This window comes from Methylobacillus glycogenes JCM 2850, from assembly GCF_000617925.1.
GTDB lineage: Bacteria > Pseudomonadota > Gammaproteobacteria > Burkholderiales > Methylophilaceae > Methylobacillus > Methylobacillus glycogenes.
The window spans coordinates 357,505-379,648 of the sequence record NZ_BAMT01000001.1; the positions used below are offsets into that span (position 1 = coordinate 357,505).

Annotated in this window: 16 protein-coding genes, 2 tRNA genes and 1 other RNA gene; 9 read left to right on the forward strand and 10 right to left on the reverse strand. The window is 50.3% G+C overall.

The annotated features are described in order from the left end of the window. Window positions 1–9: 9 nt before the first annotated feature. Window positions 10–1,149: a ligase-associated DNA damage response exonuclease gene (locus tag JCM2850_RS01675; RefSeq protein ID WP_025869542.1), complete on the reverse strand. Its 1,140-nt coding sequence runs from the start codon at window positions 1,147–1,149 to the stop codon at window positions 10–12. Between the two features lie 749 nt (window positions 1,150–1,898). Here JCM2850_RS01675 and JCM2850_RS01685 point away from each other — a divergent pair. Continuing rightward, window positions 1,899–2,687, forward strand: a complete 789-nt coding sequence (locus JCM2850_RS01685; protein ID WP_025869544.1) for a MipA/OmpV family protein — start codon at window positions 1,899–1,901, stop codon at window positions 2,685–2,687. An 89-nt stretch (window positions 2,688–2,776) separates the two neighbouring features. Here the strand turns inward: JCM2850_RS01685 and JCM2850_RS01690 are convergent, their stop codons facing one another. Together JCM2850_RS01690 and JCM2850_RS01695 are read right to left on the reverse strand one after the other, a co-directional pair. Continuing rightward, window positions 2,777–4,021 (reverse strand): type II toxin-antitoxin system HipA family toxin, encoded by a 1,245-nt coding sequence (locus JCM2850_RS01690; protein WP_025869545.1) that lies wholly within the window; start codon window positions 4,019–4,021, stop codon window positions 2,777–2,779. Beyond that, a complete protein-coding gene (locus tag JCM2850_RS01695) occupies window positions 4,011–4,355 on the reverse strand; it encodes a helix-turn-helix domain-containing protein (RefSeq protein ID WP_025869546.1) in 345 nt (114 codons plus the stop codon). The genes JCM2850_RS01690 and JCM2850_RS01695 overlap by 11 nt, the downstream gene beginning before the upstream one ends. Before the next feature lie 629 nt (window positions 4,356–4,984). Here JCM2850_RS01695 and JCM2850_RS01705 point away from each other — a divergent pair. Together JCM2850_RS01705 and JCM2850_RS01710 are read left to right on the forward strand one after the other, a co-directional pair. After that, window positions 4,985–5,854: a manganese catalase family protein gene (locus tag JCM2850_RS01705; RefSeq protein ID WP_025869547.1), complete on the forward strand. Its 870-nt coding sequence runs from the start codon at window positions 4,985–4,987 to the stop codon at window positions 5,852–5,854. Between the two features lie 670 nt (window positions 5,855–6,524). Next, window positions 6,525–6,824, forward strand: coding sequence for a PEP-CTERM sorting domain-containing protein (locus JCM2850_RS01710; protein ID WP_025869548.1), 300 nt, complete (start codon window positions 6,525–6,527; stop codon window positions 6,822–6,824). A 483-nt stretch (window positions 6,825–7,307) separates the two neighbouring features. On the opposite strand, the gene JCM2850_RS01720 is transcribed toward JCM2850_RS01710, so the two are convergent. From JCM2850_RS01720 to JCM2850_RS01740, 5 genes are all read right to left on the reverse strand, one after another. After that, window positions 7,308–7,913 (reverse strand): PEP-CTERM sorting domain-containing protein, encoded by a 606-nt coding sequence (locus JCM2850_RS01720; RefSeq protein ID WP_025869550.1) that lies wholly within the window; start codon window positions 7,911–7,913, stop codon window positions 7,308–7,310. A gap of 720 nt (window positions 7,914–8,633) precedes the next feature. Beyond that, a complete protein-coding gene (locus JCM2850_RS16385) occupies window positions 8,634–8,954 on the reverse strand; it encodes a hypothetical protein (RefSeq protein ID WP_036265355.1) in 321 nt (106 codons plus the stop codon). Between the two features lie 902 nt (window positions 8,955–9,856). Continuing rightward, window positions 9,857–10,219, reverse strand: a transfer-messenger RNA (tmRNA) gene (ssrA, locus tag JCM2850_RS20815). 154 nt (window positions 10,220–10,373) lie between these two features. Then, window positions 10,374–12,584: an EAL domain-containing protein gene (locus JCM2850_RS01735; RefSeq protein WP_081774917.1), complete on the reverse strand. Its 2,211-nt coding sequence runs from the start codon at window positions 12,582–12,584 to the stop codon at window positions 10,374–10,376. 12 nt (window positions 12,585–12,596) lie between these two features. Further along, window positions 12,597–14,807, reverse strand: coding sequence for an HDOD domain-containing protein (locus JCM2850_RS01740; protein WP_025869553.1), 2,211 nt, complete (start codon window positions 14,805–14,807; stop codon window positions 12,597–12,599). A gap of 541 nt (window positions 14,808–15,348) precedes the next feature. On the opposite strand from JCM2850_RS01740, the gene JCM2850_RS01745 reads away from it, so the two are divergent. Further along, window positions 15,349–15,738 (forward strand): thioredoxin family protein, encoded by a 390-nt coding sequence (locus JCM2850_RS01745; protein ID WP_025869554.1) that lies wholly within the window; start codon window positions 15,349–15,351, stop codon window positions 15,736–15,738. Between the two features lie 21 nt (window positions 15,739–15,759). On the opposite strand, the gene JCM2850_RS01750 is transcribed toward JCM2850_RS01745, so the two are convergent. Next, the gene (locus JCM2850_RS01750; RefSeq protein WP_025869555.1) at window positions 15,760–16,302 is read right to left on the reverse strand and encodes a peroxiredoxin; all 543 of its coding nucleotides are present in this window, start codon (window positions 16,300–16,302) and stop codon (window positions 15,760–15,762) included. Window positions 16,303–16,466: 164 nt separating this feature from the next. Between JCM2850_RS01750 and JCM2850_RS01755 the strand changes: the two genes are divergently transcribed. The 4 genes from JCM2850_RS01755 to JCM2850_RS16390 all read left to right on the forward strand — a co-directional run bounded on the left by JCM2850_RS01755 (window position 16,467) and on the right by JCM2850_RS16390 (window position 19,576). Further along, a tRNA-Val gene (locus tag JCM2850_RS01755) sits at window positions 16,467–16,542 on the forward strand. Between the two features lie 62 nt (window positions 16,543–16,604). After that, a tRNA-Asp gene (locus tag JCM2850_RS01760) sits at window positions 16,605–16,681 on the forward strand. Between the two features lie 254 nt (window positions 16,682–16,935). Next, window positions 16,936–17,307, forward strand: a complete 372-nt coding sequence (locus JCM2850_RS01765; protein ID WP_025869556.1) for a hypothetical protein — start codon at window positions 16,936–16,938, stop codon at window positions 17,305–17,307. A 220-nt stretch (window positions 17,308–17,527) separates the two neighbouring features. Next, on the forward strand, window positions 17,528–19,576 hold the full coding sequence (locus JCM2850_RS16390) for an ATP-binding protein (RefSeq protein ID WP_025869557.1): 2,049 nt from the start codon (window positions 17,528–17,530) through the stop codon (window positions 19,574–19,576). 245 nt (window positions 19,577–19,821) lie between these two features. Here JCM2850_RS16390 and JCM2850_RS01775 read toward each other — a convergent pair whose 3' ends face one another. Then, a complete protein-coding gene (locus JCM2850_RS01775) occupies window positions 19,822–21,252 on the reverse strand; it encodes an aminotransferase-like domain-containing protein (RefSeq protein WP_025869558.1) in 1,431 nt (476 codons plus the stop codon). A gap of 131 nt (window positions 21,253–21,383) precedes the next feature. Between JCM2850_RS01775 and JCM2850_RS01780 the strand changes: the two genes are divergently transcribed. Then, entirely contained in the window at window positions 21,384–21,983 is a 600-nt protein-coding gene (locus JCM2850_RS01780; protein WP_025869559.1) for a LysE family translocator, read from the forward strand. Window positions 21,984–22,144 lie beyond the last annotated feature (161 nt).

A 22,144-nucleotide genomic window follows, 5' to 3' on the forward strand; every position in this document is an offset into this window, starting at 1 on the left:
TTGATAATGTCATGTGCGCCTCGCTTTTTGGCGCAGGTGAGGGTGGGTTGCGGTGGTTGCAGTGGTCGTGGCAATTTCTGCAGCAGGCTGATTTGCAGAGGACGTGTTTGCAGATGGTTCTGGTGACAAGGCGCTTTCAGCGGCAAAGTCTGTTTCCGCCTCTGCGGCTTCCTCACCATATTCTGTGACAAAAGCCTGTGCGTCCAGGCCTTGCTCGCACAGCCAGCGCACCATGGGGTGTATCTGCCCATGGGTAACAAACACGCGCTCTGCACCCGTAGCCTTGATGGCGGTTTGCAAGCCTGGCCAATCGGCATGGTCAGAGAGAATAAAGCCACGGTCTACGCCGCGCCGCCTGCGCGTGCCGCGTAGCTGCATCCAGCCACTGGCAAAGGCGTCGGAGTAATCGCCAAAGCGTTTCATCCACGGCGTGCCTTGCGCGGATGGCGGCGCCAGCACCAGGCTTTTGCTGATTTGGGCTTTGTCTTCTATTTCGCTGACATAGTGGGTGAGCGGCAGTGCAATGCCCGCCTGACGGTAAATCTGGTTTAGCGGCTCTACCGCGCCATGAACCAGAATGGGGCCTATATGTTGGTTCAAGCCTGACAATACGCGCTGGGCTTTGCCAAAGGCATAGCAGAACAGCACGCTGGCGCGGTTTTGTTCTGCATTGCTCTGCCACCACTGGTTGATATCGGCAAAAATCTGCTGCTGCGCCTGCCAGCGATAAATTGGCAGGCCAAAGGTGGACTCGGTAATAAAGGTGTGACAGCGCACGCTTTCAAACGGGGTGCAGGTGCCATCAGGCTCCACTTTGTAATCGCCTGAGGCCACCCAGACCTCACCCTGATATTCCACTCGCACCTGGGCCGAGCCCAAGACATGCCCAGCCGGGTGCAGGCTGATGTTGACACCATGGTGCTGAAGGCTCTCACCATATTCCAGCGTTTGCAGATTGATATGTTCGCCCAGACGCTTGCGCAATATACCTGCGCCTGCAGCAGTAGCCAGATAGTGCTGATGACCTGTGCGTGCATGATCACCATGGCCGTGCGTAATCACGGCACGGTCTACTGGCCGCCAGGGGTCTATATAAAAATCGCCGGGGGGGCAGTACAAACCTTCCGGCCGCGCGATGATTAAATCCATGATGTGTTTTGATTGAAAATGGCTGCGGGTTCGACAGCGGCAATGCCATTACATTCTGTGCGCCAGCGCAAAAAATAAGCGCTTGTGCCTGTAACCAGGGCCATGGTTAAAGTCATTTTGGAAACAGTAATCATGGACACAGTGATGTAGATGAATCTCTGCAAACACATATAGCGCTAGCTCATGTATCAATAGCCAAAAAAATGCCTCACCGAAAGCGATAAGGCATAGGAGAGGAGTTGGGCATCAGGGCCTGTCAGGCACCGACGAGACCAGCATAAGGCCGTCAACATGCTGTCGATATAGGATGCCCGCTTAAGTGTTTGTGGGATAAAAATACGGCCAGGGTGTGTGCAAGCAATGCGGTCTTGTGGCTAAGGAAAGCTCGCCATGCGCACCGCAATGCTTCATGGCCAAAGCGCGTTTTTGAGTGGGGGATGTGCTGCTAAAAAAAAGCGCCACATCGGGGAGGATAGAGGCCCGGAGTAGCTTGAATGCCATCGGGGGAATCAATCCCGACCTGACTATCATATACCTGCGGTACAGAACGCATATAGTCCAAACGGACCTGTAGCCCGGCAATGGGTTATGGGCATGTATGGCACTAGTAAACATGGCGATGCTGAAAAGGCGCTAAAAACGCAACACAATTGCTTTACACTGCATTGGGTCTGAGCGCTTTTAGTTTACAGAATCCAATAATATGGCCCCTTTAAACATTACCTGTATGAACATTAGATAGGAAAACAATGGCACAACTTAAACGCGCATTGAGTATGGCAACCATGGCATTGCTAGCCAGCAATGCCTGGGCTGAGGATGACAGAATAGACCGCCAGACTGAAACTGCCATGCCCAGACAGAAGAATATGTACGGGATAGGCGTGGGCTTTATCCCCAAAACCTCAGGCTCTAAGGATTTTCGTGCGCTGGTACTGCCTGTGATCAATGCCAATTATGGGGACAGGTTTTATATCAATGGCTTGCAGGCTGGCGTCTGGTTGCTTGAATCCAGTGACAAGCGTATCCGCTTTGGCCTTTCCGCCGATGCCCGCTTTGGCTGGGACGCCGATGACAGCAGCAGAACCAAGGGTATGGATGACAGGGACTTCTCGGTGGATATGGGCCCGGTGCTGCGCTGGCAGACCGACTATGGCACGGTCAATGCGCAATGGGGCTTTGATGTGGGCGGCGCCAGCAAAGGGCAGAACGTGCAATTGCAGTTTATTCGCAATCTTTACCGCTCCAGTAAGCTGCGTCTGAATGGCCTGGTAGGCATGCAATGGAATGACAGCAAGCTCAATGACTACTACTTTGGCGTGGATGCTGATGAAGTGCGCCCTGGGCGGCCAGCTTATAAAGCTGGGGCTGGTGTTCAATATCAAATTGGCATTAATGGTATTTACAGCGTCAACCAAAACCAGGCCTTGTTCTTTGGTTTGATTGCCAACCGTTTGAGCAATGAGCAAGGCGATAGCCCGATTGCGGAAACCAGAACCCAGCCTATGGGCTTTGTTGGTTATTCATTCGGGTTTTGATGTTGAGATAAATGGTTAAAAACTGGGTGGCGAGATGGTGAGAGGTGCTGAGGTTGTTTGCCATCTCTTGCGGGAGTGTGGCAAGTCGATCAAGGCATGTCATGCGTCAATTCATATTGGCGCCTTAAGCATTGCTGAATCTTGGATTGCAAACCCTGCGCTGCCCCCAGCGCTGCCGTGATGCTCACAAGCTGGTTATCAACCAGCGCCTGAATCTTTTCAATAGATTGCTGCGCGTCTTGCTCAGATAGGCCAAAGGCAGGCGCGGCTTGCATGGCAGATTTCAGACTGGAACCTGAATGGCCAGGCATGATGGCCAACTCTTGCTGGCCCAGGTTTCTCAGTTGCATTTCAATATCAAAAGCCGGAGCCAGGCGGTATTGCCCGTGGCCCACATGCAGCATGCCATGGTTTTTGACATGATCATCCGTATTGTCAATGATGATGTTGAAGATCATTCTGCGATACAGCTGATTGAGGTCATGCTGGGGTTGTGAGGAAATTCTGCGAATCACCTGGGCTAACTCCACATAGCTGCCACTGCCACTCTCATAAGAGACATTGAGCAATGCAGAAGCCGACAGATAATGTAAGCGAGTCTCCCCATCTATCTCCCCCTGCCGATCAAAACGCTTGATCAGAATGGCGTGCCCATGTTGAATAGGCACCAGCTGAGAGGGCGACACCTCAATGCCGCACAACGCTGCCAGGCGCAATACCGCATGTTCCAGCAGCTCAACATCGTGCCTGTCATCCACCGCAGGGAATTTGGCCAGCCATTTTTGCTGCGCATGGATAAAGCTCGATTTTGGTCTGGCTCCACCTAAAGATCCTCCTCTGCGCAGCAGCTTGCGCATATGCTGAGGAATCTCCATATCGAACTCCAGCCTTCTTACCGCCTCTGCCAGTGCCTCAATTGTAGTGGGCTCGGTGTCATCATCCTCGTTCAGGATAGGCAGTGCCTCACTGAACAGCATGGCACCCACTCTGTCCTGGTTTGTTCTCAGTAATACATCGATGTCATTAAGTGGGCCGCCGTGTTGTGATTCAAGCACTTTACGGCCCCAGCTATCTGGTAAAGCATCCCGGAAGGTCAATGGCAGAGCGCCACCTTCACGGATACGCTGTGGGGGCAAGACTCTAACTTCAGGTGTTAAAGGGAGATGATCAGGATTGAGTGCTATGGCAGCAGGTGCATCAAGATATTGCCTGCCATAGGCATATTCTCCTGATTCAATATTGCCGCTACGTACCAGCTTTAATAGCCCCACGGCAACAGGCGCTTGTGCATTTGCCTGGTGCAGACCCACATAAAGTTTACGTTCAGAAGTCACGTTCATCCTCAGTAATACGTCCGGAGGCAAGCGCATTTTTCTGTTTTCTCACGCGCTTGCCAGGGCTGAGTGCATAAGGCAGTGGCGCCACCATATTCAAGGAATCAAGCTCCCCAAACAGCCATAAGGTATTCGCCAAGATACCAATACTGGCGCTAGGCTTGCCCGCTTCAATGGCTCTATAGGTGTTTTGCGAGCAAAGCAGGCGCTCGGCCATTTCCTTGATGGTCCACCCATGCGCAATTCTATGAGCGCGGATTCTTAGGCCAAGAAGTGCCAAAACCTCGGCTGCGGCCTGGTGAGTGCTGAGTAAAGTGTTTGATCGTCTTGGCATCAATAAAATGATTTTTAAGTGATTTAATATTCATTTTATTGAGTATATTTCAAAAGTCAATGCGGGCGGTGATAGCAGTTTAATAGCAAAAAAGCATACGCCAGCATGCTGGTTGCTGAACTTCAGCCGGAGGGCTCGAGCTTTTTTGAAAGGCCTGTTTGGGGATTAAAGTAGCGTATTGCTCACATAGAGCTTGAGGCGATACAGTTTCATAGTGCCTAGGCTCTCAACTTGTAATTTAGTAATAATCACTTGGTCGCGCTTCTGACTATCCACGCCAATATCCCACTGACTAACGGCAAACGTGCACGGGAGTGACTTGAAAAAAAACCGCAATATCACTGCTCAGCGTGGCTGGAGAAGGATGATCAGCAGCGGGGGAGATAGGGAGGGATGAGTATAGGTGGCTGTGCCTTATTTGGCACATCTATGCCCATGGACTACTTGCTGAACTGTCCTTTCCAAGGTTGGCATGATGCACAAATACCCCAGTGCTCTTGAGTGATTTGCCAAGTAATGCCTTCCCACATCTGATAAAGCCGCTGTCCCATAACAGACTATCCGGGCTTGCAATACTGTGATGCCAGCTTGCTACTTCCAGCCAGCAGACAACACAGACGGAGAAAGTCATGTTTTCACATAACAAACGATTGCAATATACAGTGCGTGTTAATGAAACCAACCCTGGCCTGGCTAACCTTTTACTTGAACAGTTTGGCGGCCCTCAAGGTGAGCTTGCAGCCGCTTGCCGCTATTTCACCCAGGCAATTGCTGAAGATGATGCAGGCCGCAAAGACATGCTGTTTGATATTGCCACTGAAGAATTAAGCCATCTGGAAATCATCGGCAGCCTAGTATGCATGCTTAACAAGGGTGCTAGAGGCAAGCTGGCTGAGGGTGTGGATGCCGAGGGCGAGATATATCGCTCACTCTCGGGCAGCGGCAATGATAGCCACCTGACACAACTGCTTTACGGTGGTGGCGCTCCGCTGACAAACTCCGCAGGCGTGCCATGGAGTGCAGCATATGTCGATACCATTGGAGAGCCTACCGCAGATCTGCGCTCCAATATCGCAGCAGAAGCCAGGGCCAAGATTGTGTATGAGCGCTTGATCAACATCACTGAAGACCCTGGGGTTAAAGACGCCCTCACATTTTTGATGACGCGGGAAATAGCGCATCAAAAATCATTTGAAAAAGCGCTATATGCCATTGATAACAACTTCCCACCGGGTAAATTGCCCGGTGATCCCCAATTCACCAATCTCTACCTTGACCTTTCAAAAGGAGATGAAGTCAGAGGCCCCTGGAATAAGGGCGGGGAGTGGGAATATGTTAAGGAGCCAGCCACCCTGGGCAAGGGAGATGGCGTGGCAACGGTGAAATTAAGCTCAGAAGAAGAAAAGTTGAATCAGCAGTTGGCCGAGCGTACAGCATCAGACCCCAAGAGCGACCCGCAAACCGGGGCGGAGCTAGGGCAAGGAAACGTCAAAGCCTAATCTGTGCATTAAGCTAAAAAAGCCCCTCCGGGGGCTTAATATTGATAGCGTTAAATTCAGGAGATTTTGAGGTAAAGAAGTGCTAAAGCAGATATTAGCCCTAGCACTTTAAGCAAAGTTACTGTTGACCTGCGGGGAGAGCCATCAGGCCCGGAACGTGGTTTGCCGCATCCCGGGCAGATGGTAAATTTGGTTTTAACTTTGCGCTTGCAGTTTATACAGTAGGTAAAGGGCATGTCAGTTGAATGGGTAGTTCATTTGGTGGGGGACATGCTATTTTTCCTAACCTACAATTGTTTGAATGTAGCTATAGTACCGCTCAAAAGCTTGTCTACACTGCTTGAGAGTTTACTGATGATCATTGCCTAGTCGGGTAGCTTCGTTCCCCAATAACAATATATAAACTTATCGCGAGCCTTAAGTTTTGTTGCATCCTCATAAAGCTGAGGCGGTGGCATTAAACAAAAAAAACCCGGAATCATTAGGATTTGCCGGGGTTTTTTGTGGTGTTCAACATGGCGTTGGACAGGTATTTGGTGGGCCAGGGTCAATCTAACAAATCATCGATTTTAAAGACGATGGTCTAACGATCGGTATATTAGAATCCAATAAGGGCCTGACTGGTAACATCAGAAGGAGTGTTGGGCCTGTTAATGAGTGGGGTGAGACTATGCACTTTGCATTCACCTTTGAGTTTGATAATTCAGTGATTAATGGTTGGGACTATCTGGGAGGCACAAGCTCGGGTGTGTTTAGAAATGAACCCATTGTTCCAGAGTACCCTTTTCATCAAGTTGCCAATAACAAGCTTTATATCAACCTTAGGGTGATATTCGCCACGGATACTTATCATTTTGGTTTAGACAACGAACAAATTATTTCAAGTGTTCCAGAGCCAAGTGCTTATGCCATGCTAGGCTTAGGTCTTGGTGTGCTAGGCTTCGCAACTCGCCGCCGCAAATCAGCCTAATCTAAGGCACATCAATCACAGGAGCTACATGCCCCTGTTTTTGTTTGTGTCGCGCGCACAAAAGGGGAGTGGTTTAAGTGCGAGCCTTGAACTCATCCCTGTCAATATCAGGCTGCACTACGTGTAAGTGATCGGTGCCAACGTTGATCAGCTTATTGCGATGCTGGCAGATAGGGTAGATGAAGTTCAGCCCCTGGGCATCAAGGGTTGCCTTGACGTCGTGGAGTTCGAGCTGGGCTTTACAAGATCTGCATGTCCACATGGGTTCTAAATACCGCTCAAAGTGATAGGCAAAAAAATGCGCCTACACCGGGGAGGGCAGAGGCGCGAGCTGGACCTGCGCTTATTGCCTATGTGAGGAGGTGTAAGCCACTACATAGTATCTGCACATGGCTAGGGTGGCATTAGTCCAATCGGATGCAGGGCAGACGCTAGGCAATAAAAAACCCGCCGGAGCGGGTTTTCATCAGCACAAGTAAGCCCCTAGCTTCTGCGACGAGCAGTCATGCCGAGGAATGCTAGCCCTAGGCCTAGCATGACGTAACTTGATGGTTCGGGTACCAAGGCGGCGGAAAGCACAAAAGTAGATCCAAATGGCAAATTGGTTGAGGCGCTATGAGATGCGTTATAGCTCATATGAATTATGGAATAGTCGCTGATGTTATTTACTTGACTGAACTGTAGTCTGGTAGACCCATCGTCGGAAATCAGGAGTAATCTCGCGGAGGAAAACTCCTGCGGGGTAACAAAGCTTAATGAAAATTCACTATCACTTATTACCAGGCTAACTCCCATGATAGACCGCAAATCCAGCTCCCATGCACTATTGAGGACGGTAAGCTCGGACAGCACGGATGCGCCATCCATGATCTTGAAACCAAAGCTGGTTTGCTGTAGCACTTCTTCAACAGCTTCTTTAGTGGTGAAAGTGCCAACTTTATCAGTCTTGATATAGCCCTGAATCTTGTCTGCACTCATGTAGTTAAACTGACTTGCATCAAGAAAATAGGTTTGAGCTGATGCAGATGTTGCGGCGATTGAGCATGCAGCCATCACCAAAGATGCAGCTAAGGTCTTAGTCAATAACATTGTTATCCCCTGTCAAAAAGTAAATCATTTTTATTATGTCCAGCAGGTTACCAAACAATATTGGGTGATGAAATAGATCAATATGACTAATAGCCATCAACTTTCTGGTTATTAACAATGTTTCATGTTGGCTCAGGCGCATCAATGCCCATGAGCCTGATCTTGTGCTGAGTGGTGTCCTCTAAAACCGTGATGGTGTCGCCGTCTGAGACTTTTACTACTCGGCCTATGATGGTGGCGGCGTTTGTTTGGGCTGAAATGAGTAGCAGTAGAGCGGCTAAAAATGTTTTCATGAGTATTATTGGAGTATGCAACCTCACGGCTTTCTATTAATCATAGATTTCGAATAATTCCTCTTTTATCCAGAAAATTGTAGCGATCACTAAAGCTACTAGTAAGTCATATTTAATCATCTCTATCAAAACCATTAATTCGAAATTAGGAAGTTCAATTACCTGGAAAAATACCAATGTAATAGCAAAAACTATAAACAAAAAAATAACGTACAAAATAGAAGTAATAATAGGCGCCAATACTAGCAGAGTGCATAATATCCAAGCAAGCTTTTAAGCTTGTGAAGCTTATAAAACTTATAAAGCATATAAGGCTGAAATCGCTCCCCATCTTCCGGGGGCACATAGATGTCTACAGTAAAAGATTTTCCGCAATGAATACATTTGGCATCAGTTGCTTCAACTGGGCGACCACAGGCAGGGCAGCTCATCGTAGTGATTTACCTGTGATGGTGGCGGCTTGGGTTTGGGTTGAAGCGAATAGCAGCAGCGCGGCAATGAATGGTTTGTAGAGCATCAGAAAAGATAACTTTTGGCGGGGTAAATCATACCTACAAGAATCATCGTTGCGCCACTGGCTGCCAATAGGAATGACAGAGTGACTGCAGAGATGGTTAGGAATTTTTTTGGAGAGGCCAAGTTTATGCCTAGGCCATTCAAATTCCATAAGGATAGAGGTTGTAGCTAACAGCCAGCCACTTGGGATCAAAATGTAGGAAAGAAAATCTATAAAGTCATCGCATTGCATCACTTCCCCTTAAAGTCCTACTAACCATGCCGCCTTATTGTTATTGCCTCACCCGCACGCGTAGTTCATTTGGTATTGGGCGAGTGGTGACACTTACTTAGTGCTCTTTGTTACCGAGTCAGAAAATTATCACTTACGCCCCCATGATAGAGCAACAGCAGATTACAACCAAGAAGGCACACCAATCCTGAGTTCTTTTTTATGGACTCCGAAAATTAACCTAGTAGCTCTTAAGCCGTTTTATGGACTGTAATAATTCATCTTTTTTATGGACTCAAATAAATGCCCTATGCATAGAGGCGCTTAGCAAGGGCAGCCGCATCTCGGACTACATCGTGAAACTCTGCAACAGTTACTCGCACCATGCCATAAGGCGCTTGGACTGAGTAACCGTGCCTGGTTGTCTTTACTTTAGCCCATTGGCCAGTGCCCTAGCGCACATATTCAAGTATTGGCCAGTAGGGCAGGGTGTTTATGATCCAGGCCGGATGCGAGATGGGTATCGCAGCGAAGCGGGAGTGCGCGTCAAGCTCGACTGATGTTTTCTTGGTCATGTAAGTATGCGGGCCGCGCTCAATATGCCAATGGGCTCTGAATCTTCCAGTGTCTACTGAGTTCTTAAAAACAAGCCGCGTGAATATCTATCTTCTGGTTTCTTGCACCACTAAGTCCAACCTGGCACCTGTTTTGAATAAACAACCCGCCCTCATCCTAACGCTGGGCTTTGCATTGCGGATTGATACTTCTGAGAGGGCCATTTTCGGTAAGCAGTAAGTGCTGTTATCCATAGAGAGGACTGCATTTCAGTAGATGAGATTAGGCAGTGATCAACAAAAAACCCCGGAATCACTAGGATTTACCGGGGTTATGTGTGCTGTTCAACATGGCGTTGAACAGGTATTTGGTGGAGCCGGGGGGAATCGAACCCCCGTCCGCAAGCCCTCCACAGACAGTTCTACATACTTAGCTGTGTTGTTTGATTTAACCTGATGCTCACCAACGAGCAAGCAAACAGCAGGCGAGTTACCTTGGATTTAATACGATATTAAGTAACCCAATATCGCACGATCCTCTCTTAATGACGCTGCTGTGGGTTACCCCACCCGACCGAGAGGCCCTTCGGTGCAGCGTCCAGCCGGGATTAAGCGGCTAGAGCGTAAGTTTCGTCGTTTGCGACTATACTTGTTCTAGTTTATTTACGAGGTGACTAGGCCTCGGTATGCCCTGCGCTGCTTTGCAACCCACGTCGAAACCTGGTCGGCCCCAAATGGTTTAAAGCTGTTATTAGGACTTGTTTGTTTGGCCTAAGTTCTGCGCGCAACAAACCTAATAGCGGATTATACCGCGTCTGGCGCATTTCTACCGAGGTTTGCTGCAGGGTTTGTTCTGCCTGACTCTGAACAGAGTGGGGTATTGAGCTCAATGCATGCCTGCCAAAGACAGGTAAGGCGTGTCTTGGAACAGTTTGGCCTGGTTCTGCAATAGCTTGGTAACCTCTGCCGCAGGCAGCGGTTTGCTGAACAAATAGCCTTGCATCTTGTTGCAGCCCATGGTCTGCAAGGTTTTCATTTGCTGCGTGGTTTCCACACCTTCTGCAATCAAATCCAGTTCAAAGCCTTTGGCGATGCCAGAAATGGCAGTGATGATGGGCACGCTTTCGTTGATGGTATGGATATCGCCGATAAAGGATTTATCGATCTTGATGTTGTGTATGGGGAATTGTCTGAGGTAGGAGAGGGATGAATAACAGGTGCCAAAGTCATCAAGCGCAATCTTGATGCCATGTTTGCCCAAGGTTTTCAGTTTGGTAATCGCGTTTTCTATATCCCGCACCAGCAGGTTTTCTGTGATCTCAATCTCAAATTGATCAGGCTTGAGCTGGTGGGTTTCTATGCGCTGTATGATTTTGGTAACAAAGTTTTCTTCTTCCACTAGTTGCGGCGAGATATTGAATGCCAGCCGGAACCCCAGCAAGCCCTGCTGTTGCCAGGCCAGCATTTGCAGGCAGGCATCTTCCAGCAGCATATCGCTCAGCCCTGATATCAAGCCAGTTTCTTCCGCTAAGGGGATAAATTCGGTAGGGGAGATAATGCCCAGCTCAGGGTGATGCCAGCGTGCCAGTGCCTCGACGCCGATCACGCGCTGTGTCTCAACATCTACCTGGGGTTGGTAGTTGAGCACAATCTGCTTTTTCTCAATGGCGCGCCGTAGCTCGTTTTCCATGGAGAGCTTTTTATGGAACATGGCGTTCATGCTGGCTTCATAATACTGATAGCCATTCTTGCCGCGCCATTTAACGTGATACATGGCGATATCGGCGCTCTTGATCAGGGTTTCTATGGAGTCACCGTGATCTGGGTAAATGGCTATGCCTATGCTCGAGGAGATGAAGATTTCTCTGTCATCCAGCAAGAAGGGGCGCTTCAACTCTTCAACGATTTTGGCTGCCACGCGGCTGGCATCATCGGCATGTTGCAGGTCTTGCAATAGCAGGGTGAATTCATCGCCGCCCATACGCGCCAGGGTGTCTTGCGCGCGCAGGCAGTCTGTCAGTCTGTGCGCCACATGCTTGAGCAATTCATCACCATAAAGATGACCCAGGGTGTCGTTCACCCATTTAAAGCGATCCAGATCCAGGAACATGATGGCGAGGCGCTGCTGGTTGCGCTTGGCGTGATGCAAGGCCACGTTGAGCCTGTCCTTGAACAGCGCGCGGTTGGGTAGTCCGGTGAGGGTGTCGTGATAGGCCTGGTGGGTAATGGCTTCTTCCACCTTTTTGCGGTCGCTGATATCACGGGCCACGCCGTAGGTGCCGTTGAAGGGGGTGCCAAACTCCGGGTCTTCACCCTGTATGCCCGTGGCATTAAGCACTACGGTGATGAAGTTGATCTCAAAGTGGCGTACTTCGCCATCTTTGTCCCGACATTTAAGGCGCAGTTCTATATTGCGCGCTGCACGGTTGCCGGTGCGGCGCTCGTTGAAGGCATAGCAGGCACGGTCATAATCATCGGCATAGATGATTTCGGTGTAATGTTTGCCCACCAGGGCCTCGCGTTTGTAGCCCAGCAGGGTTTCTACTCTATGGTTGATAAAGGTAAAACAGCCTTCGTCATCCAGGGTGTAAATAATGTCCGGGGAGCTATCCACCAGGTAGCGATAGAGGTTCTCCGACTCTTCGAGCCTGGCGTGTATGCTGCGGTTTTGCGTTTCCAGCCGGGATTTCTCAATCGCGTTTTCTATGGTACGCAGCAGTTCTTCCGGCTGATAAGGTTTGCGCACAAAGTCATAAGCACCCAGCCGCATGGCTTCTATCGCCGCATTCAGGGTTTTGGTGCCGCTGATTACAATTACCGGGGTGCGTCTGGCGTGGGTAGCCAGTTCGGACAGCACTTCAAATCCATTCATGCCCGGCATGGAAAGATCCAGCAGCATCAGGTCAAACTTGATATCCGTCACCAACTGCAGCGCATCGCGTCCAGAGGAGCAGATTTCGGCATTGTAGCCATGCATGTAGAGCAAGTGCTGCAGACTCTGTGCCAGGCGCTCATTGTCATCAACAATCAACAAACTTGGCTTGGGCATTAGTTTTTCACCCATGTGCGGTAGTGATGCTGCGAGTTGATAAGCCATGAAGCGATTGCCTTAGTGGATAAGCGAGGGCTGCTGTTGCTCAATATTGGCCTGCAGCGGGAGGCGTACATCAAAAATGGTACCAGCACTGGAAGTACGGCAACTAATCGTACCGTTCAGGCCTTTGATAATGTCATAACTAATGCTCAAGCCGAGACCGCTATGCTCATCGCCCTTAGTGGTCTGCACCGGGCTGAAAAGATGGGCCAGTATGGCTGGGTCTATGCCCGGCCCATTGTCGCTGACCTGAATCAACACCATAGGCTCTGCGCCACCATGGTTTTCCAGATACGTTGATACCGAGAGCTTGCCGCCTTTGGCTGTCATGGCCTCTGCGGCATTGCGCACAAGGTTTACCACCACCTGACGTAACTGATAAGGAATGGTGGTGATCTGCGGCAGCTTATCGGCAAGATTCAGCTCAACTTCCACACCTGCTGGTTGCAAGTAAGTTTGCCGATGCAGGGTAATCAGGTCAGTTACCAGTTGGTTGACGTCTATGCTGGCAGCAGTGTGATCCTGATCCTTGGCATACAGGTTGCCTATCATGGTGCCCACCCGGTCTATCTCTTCATTGACGATATTGATATCGCGGTTGGGCATGCCGTTAAGCAGCATTTTTTGTTCCAGAATGGCGAGGTAATTCTTGATGGTGGTCAGCGGGCTGCTGGTCTCATGGACAAAGCGCTTGAGCCTGTCCTGATGCGCGGCAATTTCCAGTTCGGCACTGGAAGGTTGGCCAGTGTTGTTCTGCGAACTGGCAGCAAGCCGCATGGCAGTAATGCGCGCCAGTGCAATCGGTACATTCAGTTGCTGCTTGGCAATCAAAAACTCTGCCTGACCTATGGCCAGCACCATAATGCCTGCCAATTGACCGCGCGTAATCATGGGCACACACAGCATGCCATCGGCTTCGCACAGGCGAATCATCTGCTGATCCGGTAGTGAAGGCTTGAAGCCATCAAAAGCTTGGAAGCTATGGCAATGACTTTTCTTGATCCAGGCGGCGGTAATAATGCTGGTGGCGGGTTTGATTGGCAGCTTGAAATTGCTCACCCATTCTTGTTCTTCACCAATGGGCATGCCAGTCAGCGTGGTTTGTTCTGCATCTGGCACAAACAGCAAAATCTGCTGCGCATTGCAAAGCAGACGTGCGAGCTTGGGCAAGAATGCCAGAAAGTCTGCCAATATTTCAGGCTGCTGGCTGGTCGCTTCAAGGTGGTTGATCAAGGCCGTGTTCATGGCACCTTGTACCAGTTTATTTTTACCGGATGATGATGCCGTCACAGGTTTGAAATTGCCAGCCAATGCCCTGACCAGGGCCTCGATATCCGGCTCTTGGTTGCCCCAGTCCTGATTGCTGGTGTGGGCGGTGCCCACTTCTATGCCTAGGGATGTGGCAAGAATATGTACCTGGGCCAGGCCCACGCTCATGATGTCATTGACAGCGGCGGGCTCAAGATCAAACCATTTGCGCGCCAGGATGATGGCAGACTGGCGCTCGTTGACGCGGTCTGTCAGTAGCAGATTGGCCAGATAAACTATCTTCACCAATGCGGGCGTATGTTCTATCTGTGCCGCAGGCAAGTGATGATAGGCCACTGCATCACCGAGGAAAGAGCGGATGTTCCAGTCGCGGATAATCCAGGCGCCCAGCTCGCAGTGATCAATCCCAAAATGCGCCAGCTCACTCTCTATGTAACCGGGCAAAGAGTCATCAATGGCAAAGAAGGGCGGGTATTTGTTTTTAAAGCCGCAGAGCAGGGCCAGCCTGCCTATGTTGTGCATCAAGCCCGCGATATAGGCTTCTTCAATCGCAGCGGCTTGCGTTTTGGCAGCGATGGATTTGGCAATGACGGCGCAACGCAGGGAGTGGTACCAGTAATGCTCAATATCCTGATTGCTCTGCTCATAATAATCATTGAACATGCGTTGGCAAACAATGCTGAGGGTGAGCATTTTTACCAGATCCCAGCCCAGAATCATGATGCCTGTGCGTATGGAAAGCACGGGTTTCTGGTCACGGCGGTAAGCTGCTGAGTTGGCCACTTCCAGCACGCGAGCGCTGATGACCACATCCATCTCAATCAAATGGGCAAGTTGCTCCAGGCCAGAGTTTTCGTCCTGTAGCGTTTCAAGCAGCTTGGTCAGTAATTGCGGTACGGAAGGTAAGGCACTGATCGTGGCGTTATTTAAAACAATCTGGGCACCGGCACTGCACATTCTCTTGCATTCCCCATTCAAAAATCTTCAATGCATCCATAACATCTTGATAACTGCATTTTGAGCTTAGGCCTATGTCATAGCTGGAGTGACGCCTGCGCTGCATCTTGGCTTTGTTGAATAGCGTTTATGTTGGTGCCAAGTATTTATCTAAATCCAAATCTGACTGCAAATGATCCAAGTGCATGATCAACGAAGCAAATGCATGATCTAAGTGTTAGATATATTTGATACTTCTTGGAAGTACTTAAAGAAAGACTTTAACACCACGCTCAGCATTCGTTAATCTTTTTTTGTAACAAACTGTTGAAAAGAGGGCTAAATCTGCCTTTTTTCTCGCTTTTGTATGTGGTTTGGGGATTATAGACCGCTGTGCTACAAGAAGATGAAGCGGGACTAACTCCCGCTCGCAATGGAAAAAATACTGGTGTTAATGCGGGAAGTTTTGACATTGTCCTCAGCCACGCCTGCCCAATAGACTGCTTGGCAGCCGCAAGACAATATTCTTCGCCTAATTCCTCATCAAGATTCCGGAGCCTATATGCCAGTTGTACAACTCAGCAAACATAATTTCAAACAGATCATAGAGCAGCACCCCTTTGTCATCATCGATTTCTGGGCGTCCTGGTGCGAACCCTGTCTGGCATTTGCTGACACTTTTGAAACGGCTTCCAGCCAACATGCAGATATTGTCTTTGCTCAGATCAATATTGATGATGATCCAGAAATCGCCGCCTCCTTCAACCTCAAGCAAATCCCTGCCTTGCTGGTTACCCGGCAGCAGATAGTCGTGGATGCCCAGATAGGCGCAATGACTGCGCAGGAGCTAGATCAAGCCATTGCCGCCTGGGGTGCGTTTGATATCAGCGAAATAGACCGCCACTTCAATGAAAAAGCGCAGAAAGAGGGCGCTGGCGCTACAGCGGTCTAAGTTTGTAGCGAGTTCTAGCTGCTAGGACTGCGCTTGTTTTTGCAGCTGCTTGAGGTCATCAATAATCTCTTGCGAATGGCGTGAGGTATCCACGCTTAGATAACGCTTGGCGATTTTGCCCTTGGGGTCTATCAGGTAGGTATAGCGTTTGGCAATCTTGATAATGCCCAGATTGGTCAGGGCGCCGTAGCTGTCGGCCGTTTTACCATCCGCATCCGAGAGCAGGGGGAAGGGCAGGCTGTATTTTTCTGCAAACTTGGCGTGTGAGGCCGAGTCATCAACACTGATGCCCACCACCTTGGCACCCAGTTTTTCCAGCTGGAACATATCATCCCGGAAGCTGCACGCTTCCTTGGTGCACCCTGGGGTGTCGTCCTTGGGGTAAAAGTACAGCACCAGCCATTGGCCTGCATAATCCTTGAGGCTGTGATTTTGTTGCTTGGCATCGGGCAGGGTAAATGCGGGCGCCTGGCTGCCAGGTTCTGGTGTGGGGCCAGCGTAGGCGATGCGAATCGCGACAACAGCCAGAGCAATGAACACGAGGGCAGCAATTATTTTTAGCATGGAAAAATCCTTGAGGCGAGAAGACAAGTAATTGATACAACAAGGCATAAGTATAACAAGCTTGTCCGGCTTTTTTGGCTCAAGCGCGAGTGCAGCAAAAAAACTGCATTTAGCCCCTTTTCAAATATAAAAAAACCTGTAGAATGCCGCTCCTCAGTCAGGCAGGGTGCTTAGCTCAGTTGGTAGAGCGTCGCCCTTACAAGGCGAATGTCGGCGGTTCGACCCCGTCAGCACCCACCATCCGCCTGGTTGGAAAAAAGCAGTGAAAAAGTCGTCTGGTTGACCACCTGACGCAGAGTTATGGAGTGGTAGTTCAGTTGGTTAGAATACCGGCCTGTCACGCCGGGGGTCGCGGGTTCGAGCCCCGTCCACTCCGCCAGTAAAAACGCGAACCCTAGGGTTCGCGTTTTTCATTTCTGCTGTACGCATCAGCGTTCAGCGCGCTGCAAACTTCCTCGCAGCTTCTCATCATGCTTGCTTCGTTTTGCTCTCAGCTACGCTCTTCGCTTAGCCTCGCTTTACAACACTCCTTTACTGAGTAGCGCGAAAATGCGGGCGCATATGCGTCATTTAACTGATATGCGCCACGCTTCACTTGCGACATCATGGCAGCATAATTTCTGGGAGTCTGTCATGAAGCCGGCCGTGATGTTTGCAATGATGTTGGTGTTGCTGTTTCCCTTGTTTGCCTGGGCGGTGGAGTGGGAGTCGATTGCGCGGCAGGGAGATCAGGAAATACTGGTAGATCTTGATTCTTACGATGAGCATGGCGCTTACTCCTCCATCATGGCCAAGGTGATCTCGCACCCACCCAAGGCAGCAGTGGTAACACAGCAAATGGAATTGGAGTTTGATTGCAGTCAGCAGCGCTATCGCCAACATCTGCCTGCCGCCAGGCCAGAAAAACTGCGCGCAGAATTCAAACCTGTGAGCCAGGACGCGCAAGCCAAGACCGTCTCTGGCCTGGTGTGCCAGGTGCGCAGAATGCTCAACCCACAAACCTGAATGACGCTTTTAGGCCTGGTATTACTCAGGCTCCAGACCTGAACCTTCTGCTGTGCGCTATACGCCCTTGCAGGCCGCTGCATCAAGTGTGTGCATTAAGCTGAGCGCTAGATTTTTTTAGCGCAAGCCGTGCCATAATGCTGGTCAATAGCCACGACTAGTCTTGAATTACTACTGGCTTATCCCGCTACCCACATGATGCTGCCTAGGAGCCCAGTTCTTGAAAGCGCCAAGCCTGAGTGACGATAACCCCAGCCCCATGGGCGCAGCAGAATATCAATTTCTGCTCAAACTCAGCGATACCATTCGTCCTTTGTTCCATGCCTCAGATATCAAGCGCGAGGTGTGCACCATGCTGAGCGAAGTGATGGCTGCGGACCGGGTGAGTTATGCCGAGATAGGGCCGGATGGCGATGCGATTATCAATATTGCGCATCAGCAGCCGGGCATAGGCATTATTGAAGGCAGTTTCAATCTGGACAGCTATGGCAAGCAACTCATGGATAGGTTGCGTGCGGGTGAAACGGTGGTGATAGAAGACCTTGCGCTTGAGCCATCTCTCAACGCGCAGGAGCGCCAGGCTTACAGCACTGTGGGCGTGCAGAGCTATATTGCCGTGCCTTTGATCAAGGCCAGCAGTCTGGTGGCCATACTTTCCATCAGTGTCAATCGGCCACGGCAGTGGACGCCCAATGAAGTCTTCATGCTGCAAAAAGCCGGGGAACGCACCTGGGAAACCGTGGAACGTGCGCGCGCAGAGCATGCGCGCCGTCTGATAGAACAGCGCTCGCAGCAGATTTTTGATTCCATAGACCAGGGTCTGTGCATCATCAAGATGATCTATGACGAGCAGGACCAACCCATCGATTATCTTTTCCTCTACACCAATCCCGCATTTTTCACGCATACCGGCCTCAGTGATGTGGTGGGTAAACGCATGAAGGAGTTAAAGCCCGAGCATGAGCAGGTCTGGTTTGAGCGTTATGGGCGCATCGCCAAGACTGGAGTGCCAGAGCGCTTTGAGCAAGTGGCGTCTGCATTAAACCGCTATTTTGAAATCTATGGCTTTCGCGTTGATGCGCCAGAGCAGCGCATGGTGGGAGTGTTGTTCAAGGATATCACCTCGCGCCAGGCTGCCGATCAGGCCCTGGCGCGCGCTAACAAGGCCAAGGATGATTTCCTTGCGGTGGTATCTCACGAGTTGCGCAACCCACTGAATTTGATACAGCTTAATGCCGAGCTGCTGGCGCGCGTGCCAGAAGCACAAACTCAGCCTGTGATCCTGCGTGCCTCGCAAACCTTGCGCCGCACGGTTAAAAGCCTGGCGACGGTGGTGGATGACCTGCTGGATTTATCGCGCATCAACACAGGCAAGCTGGCTTTGCAGTGCAATAGCTATGATCTGGAAACCGCAGTCAGTGAACTGGTGGCTTCTATCCACGAAGAAGCCTTTAACCGTGCGATTACCCTGTCTTGCGAATTACAGCCCGGCATTAGCATCCATGCCGATTCCGCACGCATAGAGCAGGTGATCTGGAACCTATTATCCAATGCCCTGAAATTTACCCCCAACGGGGGTGCCATCCACGTCTCTTTGCATAAAGCAGATGGCATGGCGGTGCTGGAAGTGACAGATACTGGCCAGGGCATACCCGCCGATGTCTTGCCCAATATCTTTGATATGTTTGTGCAGGAAGATGCTTCTTCCTCCCGAGCCAAAGGTGGCTTAGGCATAGGTCTGGCCCTGGTCAAACAAATTGTGGAATTGCATCAGGGCAGGGCTGAGGCGGCATCGCAAGGCAAAGGCACAGGGGCCAGCTTCCGTATCATTCTGCCGCTGAGTACTACTGTGCCGCAGGAAGTGCCTGTGAGCATTCCCCAAGCCCAGCGTGCTGTGAAGCTGCTGTTGGTAGAAGATAACCAGCATTCTGCTGAGTTGCTGGCGCAATTGCTCAGCCTGCAGGGCTATAGCGTGGATCTGGCTTTTGATGGCCAAGCGGGCCTGGATGCGGCGCTAGGGGCCGCTAGCCCTTACGATTTAATACTCTCCGATATTGATATGCCAGGCATGGATGGCTTGCAAATGGCCAGACAGTTGCGTAGCCATGACAAAACCCAGGCCACGCCCTTGGTGGCGGTCACTGGCATAGCCAGCGCCGCCAATCAGGAGAAAATTCGTGCCGCAGGCTTTAACGATGTGGTGGCCAAGCCACTAACGCTGGCCGCGATCAATATTGCGGTGCAAGGTTTGCTGGCACCACAGGCATAAATCATATCTCTGTCAGCATCGTCGGGCTTGAATGTCAGACAACGCCTGATAGCCGCCTATCAGGGTGAGCAGTAATATCGCACCCAGTTGACCAACTCAAGCTGGGCATTGGGTCCACCCCTTATCTCCGGACAATAAGGAACTTGAGTTGGTCAGCGATCTCCTCATTGCAGCAACGCTGCTTCATCACCTCTTGCGGCCTTATCCCTTCGCGAATTGACGTTTACCTCAGCGCAGTAGCTCTATCACTCTGCTGCCGATTGAGTAGCGCACTGTTGCAAAGCCAGTTTGCCCAGGGTCTGAAAAGCTTCAATCATGCGATCATCAATCTCTTGGCAACAAGAAATCCGCAGGTAATGCTGGTATCTGCCTTGCCTGGAGTAGATTTGGCCAGGGACAACAATGATTTTATGTTTCAGGGCCGCAATAAAGAGCGCTAAGCTATCAATGGGGGCTGGCAGTTCTACCCATAACAGAAAGCCGCCGCTAGGTAAGGTTGCTTTGGTGCCTGGTGGAAAATGACGGGCTACCAAGCCACGGATAGTCGTCATTTGCTCATAGGAGTGGCGACGCAAGCTACGCAGATGTCTATCATAGCCACCGCTCTTCAATATTTGCGCAATGGCCTCACTCAAGAGCTTGGACTCAGCCACACTGCTGATAAATTTCAGGTCTTTTACCTTGTGGCTAAAACGTCCTGCCTCTATCCATCCAATCCGGTAGTCAGGGGCTAATGCCTTGGAGTAACTGGAGCAGATAATAATCCACCCCTCGCTATCAAAGGCTTTTACAGTGGGTTGCAAGGGCTCGGCATATTGCAGCTCCGCATAGATGGCGTCTTCTATCAATGGCGTTTGATATTGGTTTACAAGATCAGCCAGGCGGCGCTTAGCAGCAATATCCATGGTGAAACCCAAGGGGTTTTGTACCGTGGGCATACTGATAATTGCACTCAGCTCACCTCCTTGCAGCAAATGTTCCAGTACGTCGAGATCCATGCCATGCTGGGGGTGGGTTGGAATTTCCAGCGCTTGTAAACTCAAGGCATCCAGCAAAGGGTAAAGGTTGAAATAAGAGGGCGCTTCGATACCGACCTTGTCTCCCGCCTTGGTGACGGCCTTCAAGGCAAGTTGAAGGGCTTCCATGCCACCATGCGTGATCACAATATTGTCGGGGTCTAGTTGCATCCCCAGGCGATGGCCTCTATGGGCAATTTGTTCCTTTAATGCGCTAGATCCCGGGGGCAGGGCATATTGCGCTACCAGCGCAGATTTCTTTCTCAGCAGGCTGGCGGTGATTTTGGCTAGCTGCTCACCGGGATAGTATTTGGCACTTTTGGGCGTGGCCAGGCCCAAGTCCACATAGTCAGGATCGCGCGATGCCAGCAGAATCATATTCATGATTTCATGCTCCTTGGCATTTTGCAGAATAGCGGCAGTCTTGCGGATTGGCGCTTGCGGTTGGGGCAGATGGCTGCAGACAAAAAAACCAGATTGAGGTCTGGATTCAATCAAGCCTCTGTCTTCAAGCAAGCGGTAGGCGGAGATCACCGTATTCATGCTCAAGCCCTGTTGCGTGGCACAGTCGCGTAGTGATGGTAAAGCTGACCCTGGCATCAAGGTGCCTGAATTAATGGCTAAGCTAATTTCCTCTGCGAGTTGCTGATAGCGATTCATGGGTCTAATTTGTTCTCACTTGGGCAGGTTGAGATTTTAAACTGTACCCATAAATTTATCACTTTGCTGTCTCTGTTACCAAGTTGCCATAGTGGCTAGAATTTTGGCTTATTCTGGTGTTGGTTACAGCTATGCATTTTGAACAACTCATCCCCTTTACCATGTTTGCCACCATTACCTCGGTTACACCTGGCCCTAATAACACCATGTTGTTGGTGGCTGGGGTTAATTATGGTTTTAGGCGTTCCTTGCCGCATCTTCTAGGCATTTCCGTAGGGTTTGCACTCATGGTGTTTGCCGTGGGCTGTGGGCTGCATGCCACATTTGAGGCATACCCTGTTCTGCAAACCATATTGAAATATCTGGGAGCGAGCTACTTGCTGTGGCTGGCCTGGAAGATGGCGCATGCCGGAATGCTGCAGGGCAGCCTGCCTGGCACTGCCAAACCTATGACTTTTATTCAAGCCGCGCTTTTTCAATGGGTGAATCCCAAAGCCTGGGTGATCGCCATGGGCACCATCACCACCTTTTTGCCCCACGAATATACCTTAGGCCTACTAGCCTTGATGTCCATACTGTTTGGGCTGCTTGCCTTGCCCTGTAATGCCTTGTGGAATGTATTTGGTTTGGGAGTGCGGCGTTTGCTATCAAACGGCAAGCAAGTGAAAATTTTTAATTACACAATGGCCATGATTTTGGTTGCTTCTATCATTCCGGTGTTTATTCATTAGCCCTGAGTTCTCGATACAGTCTGAATTCTTGACACAGAAAGAGTGAGCTAAAAGATGCGGAATAATATTTAAGTCTTTGCGGTCAACCTACATGTAAATAAGCCTGCCGATAATCGCTTAAGGGCAGGCTTAGGATCATCGCTATCGGGATGAGTGCAGTA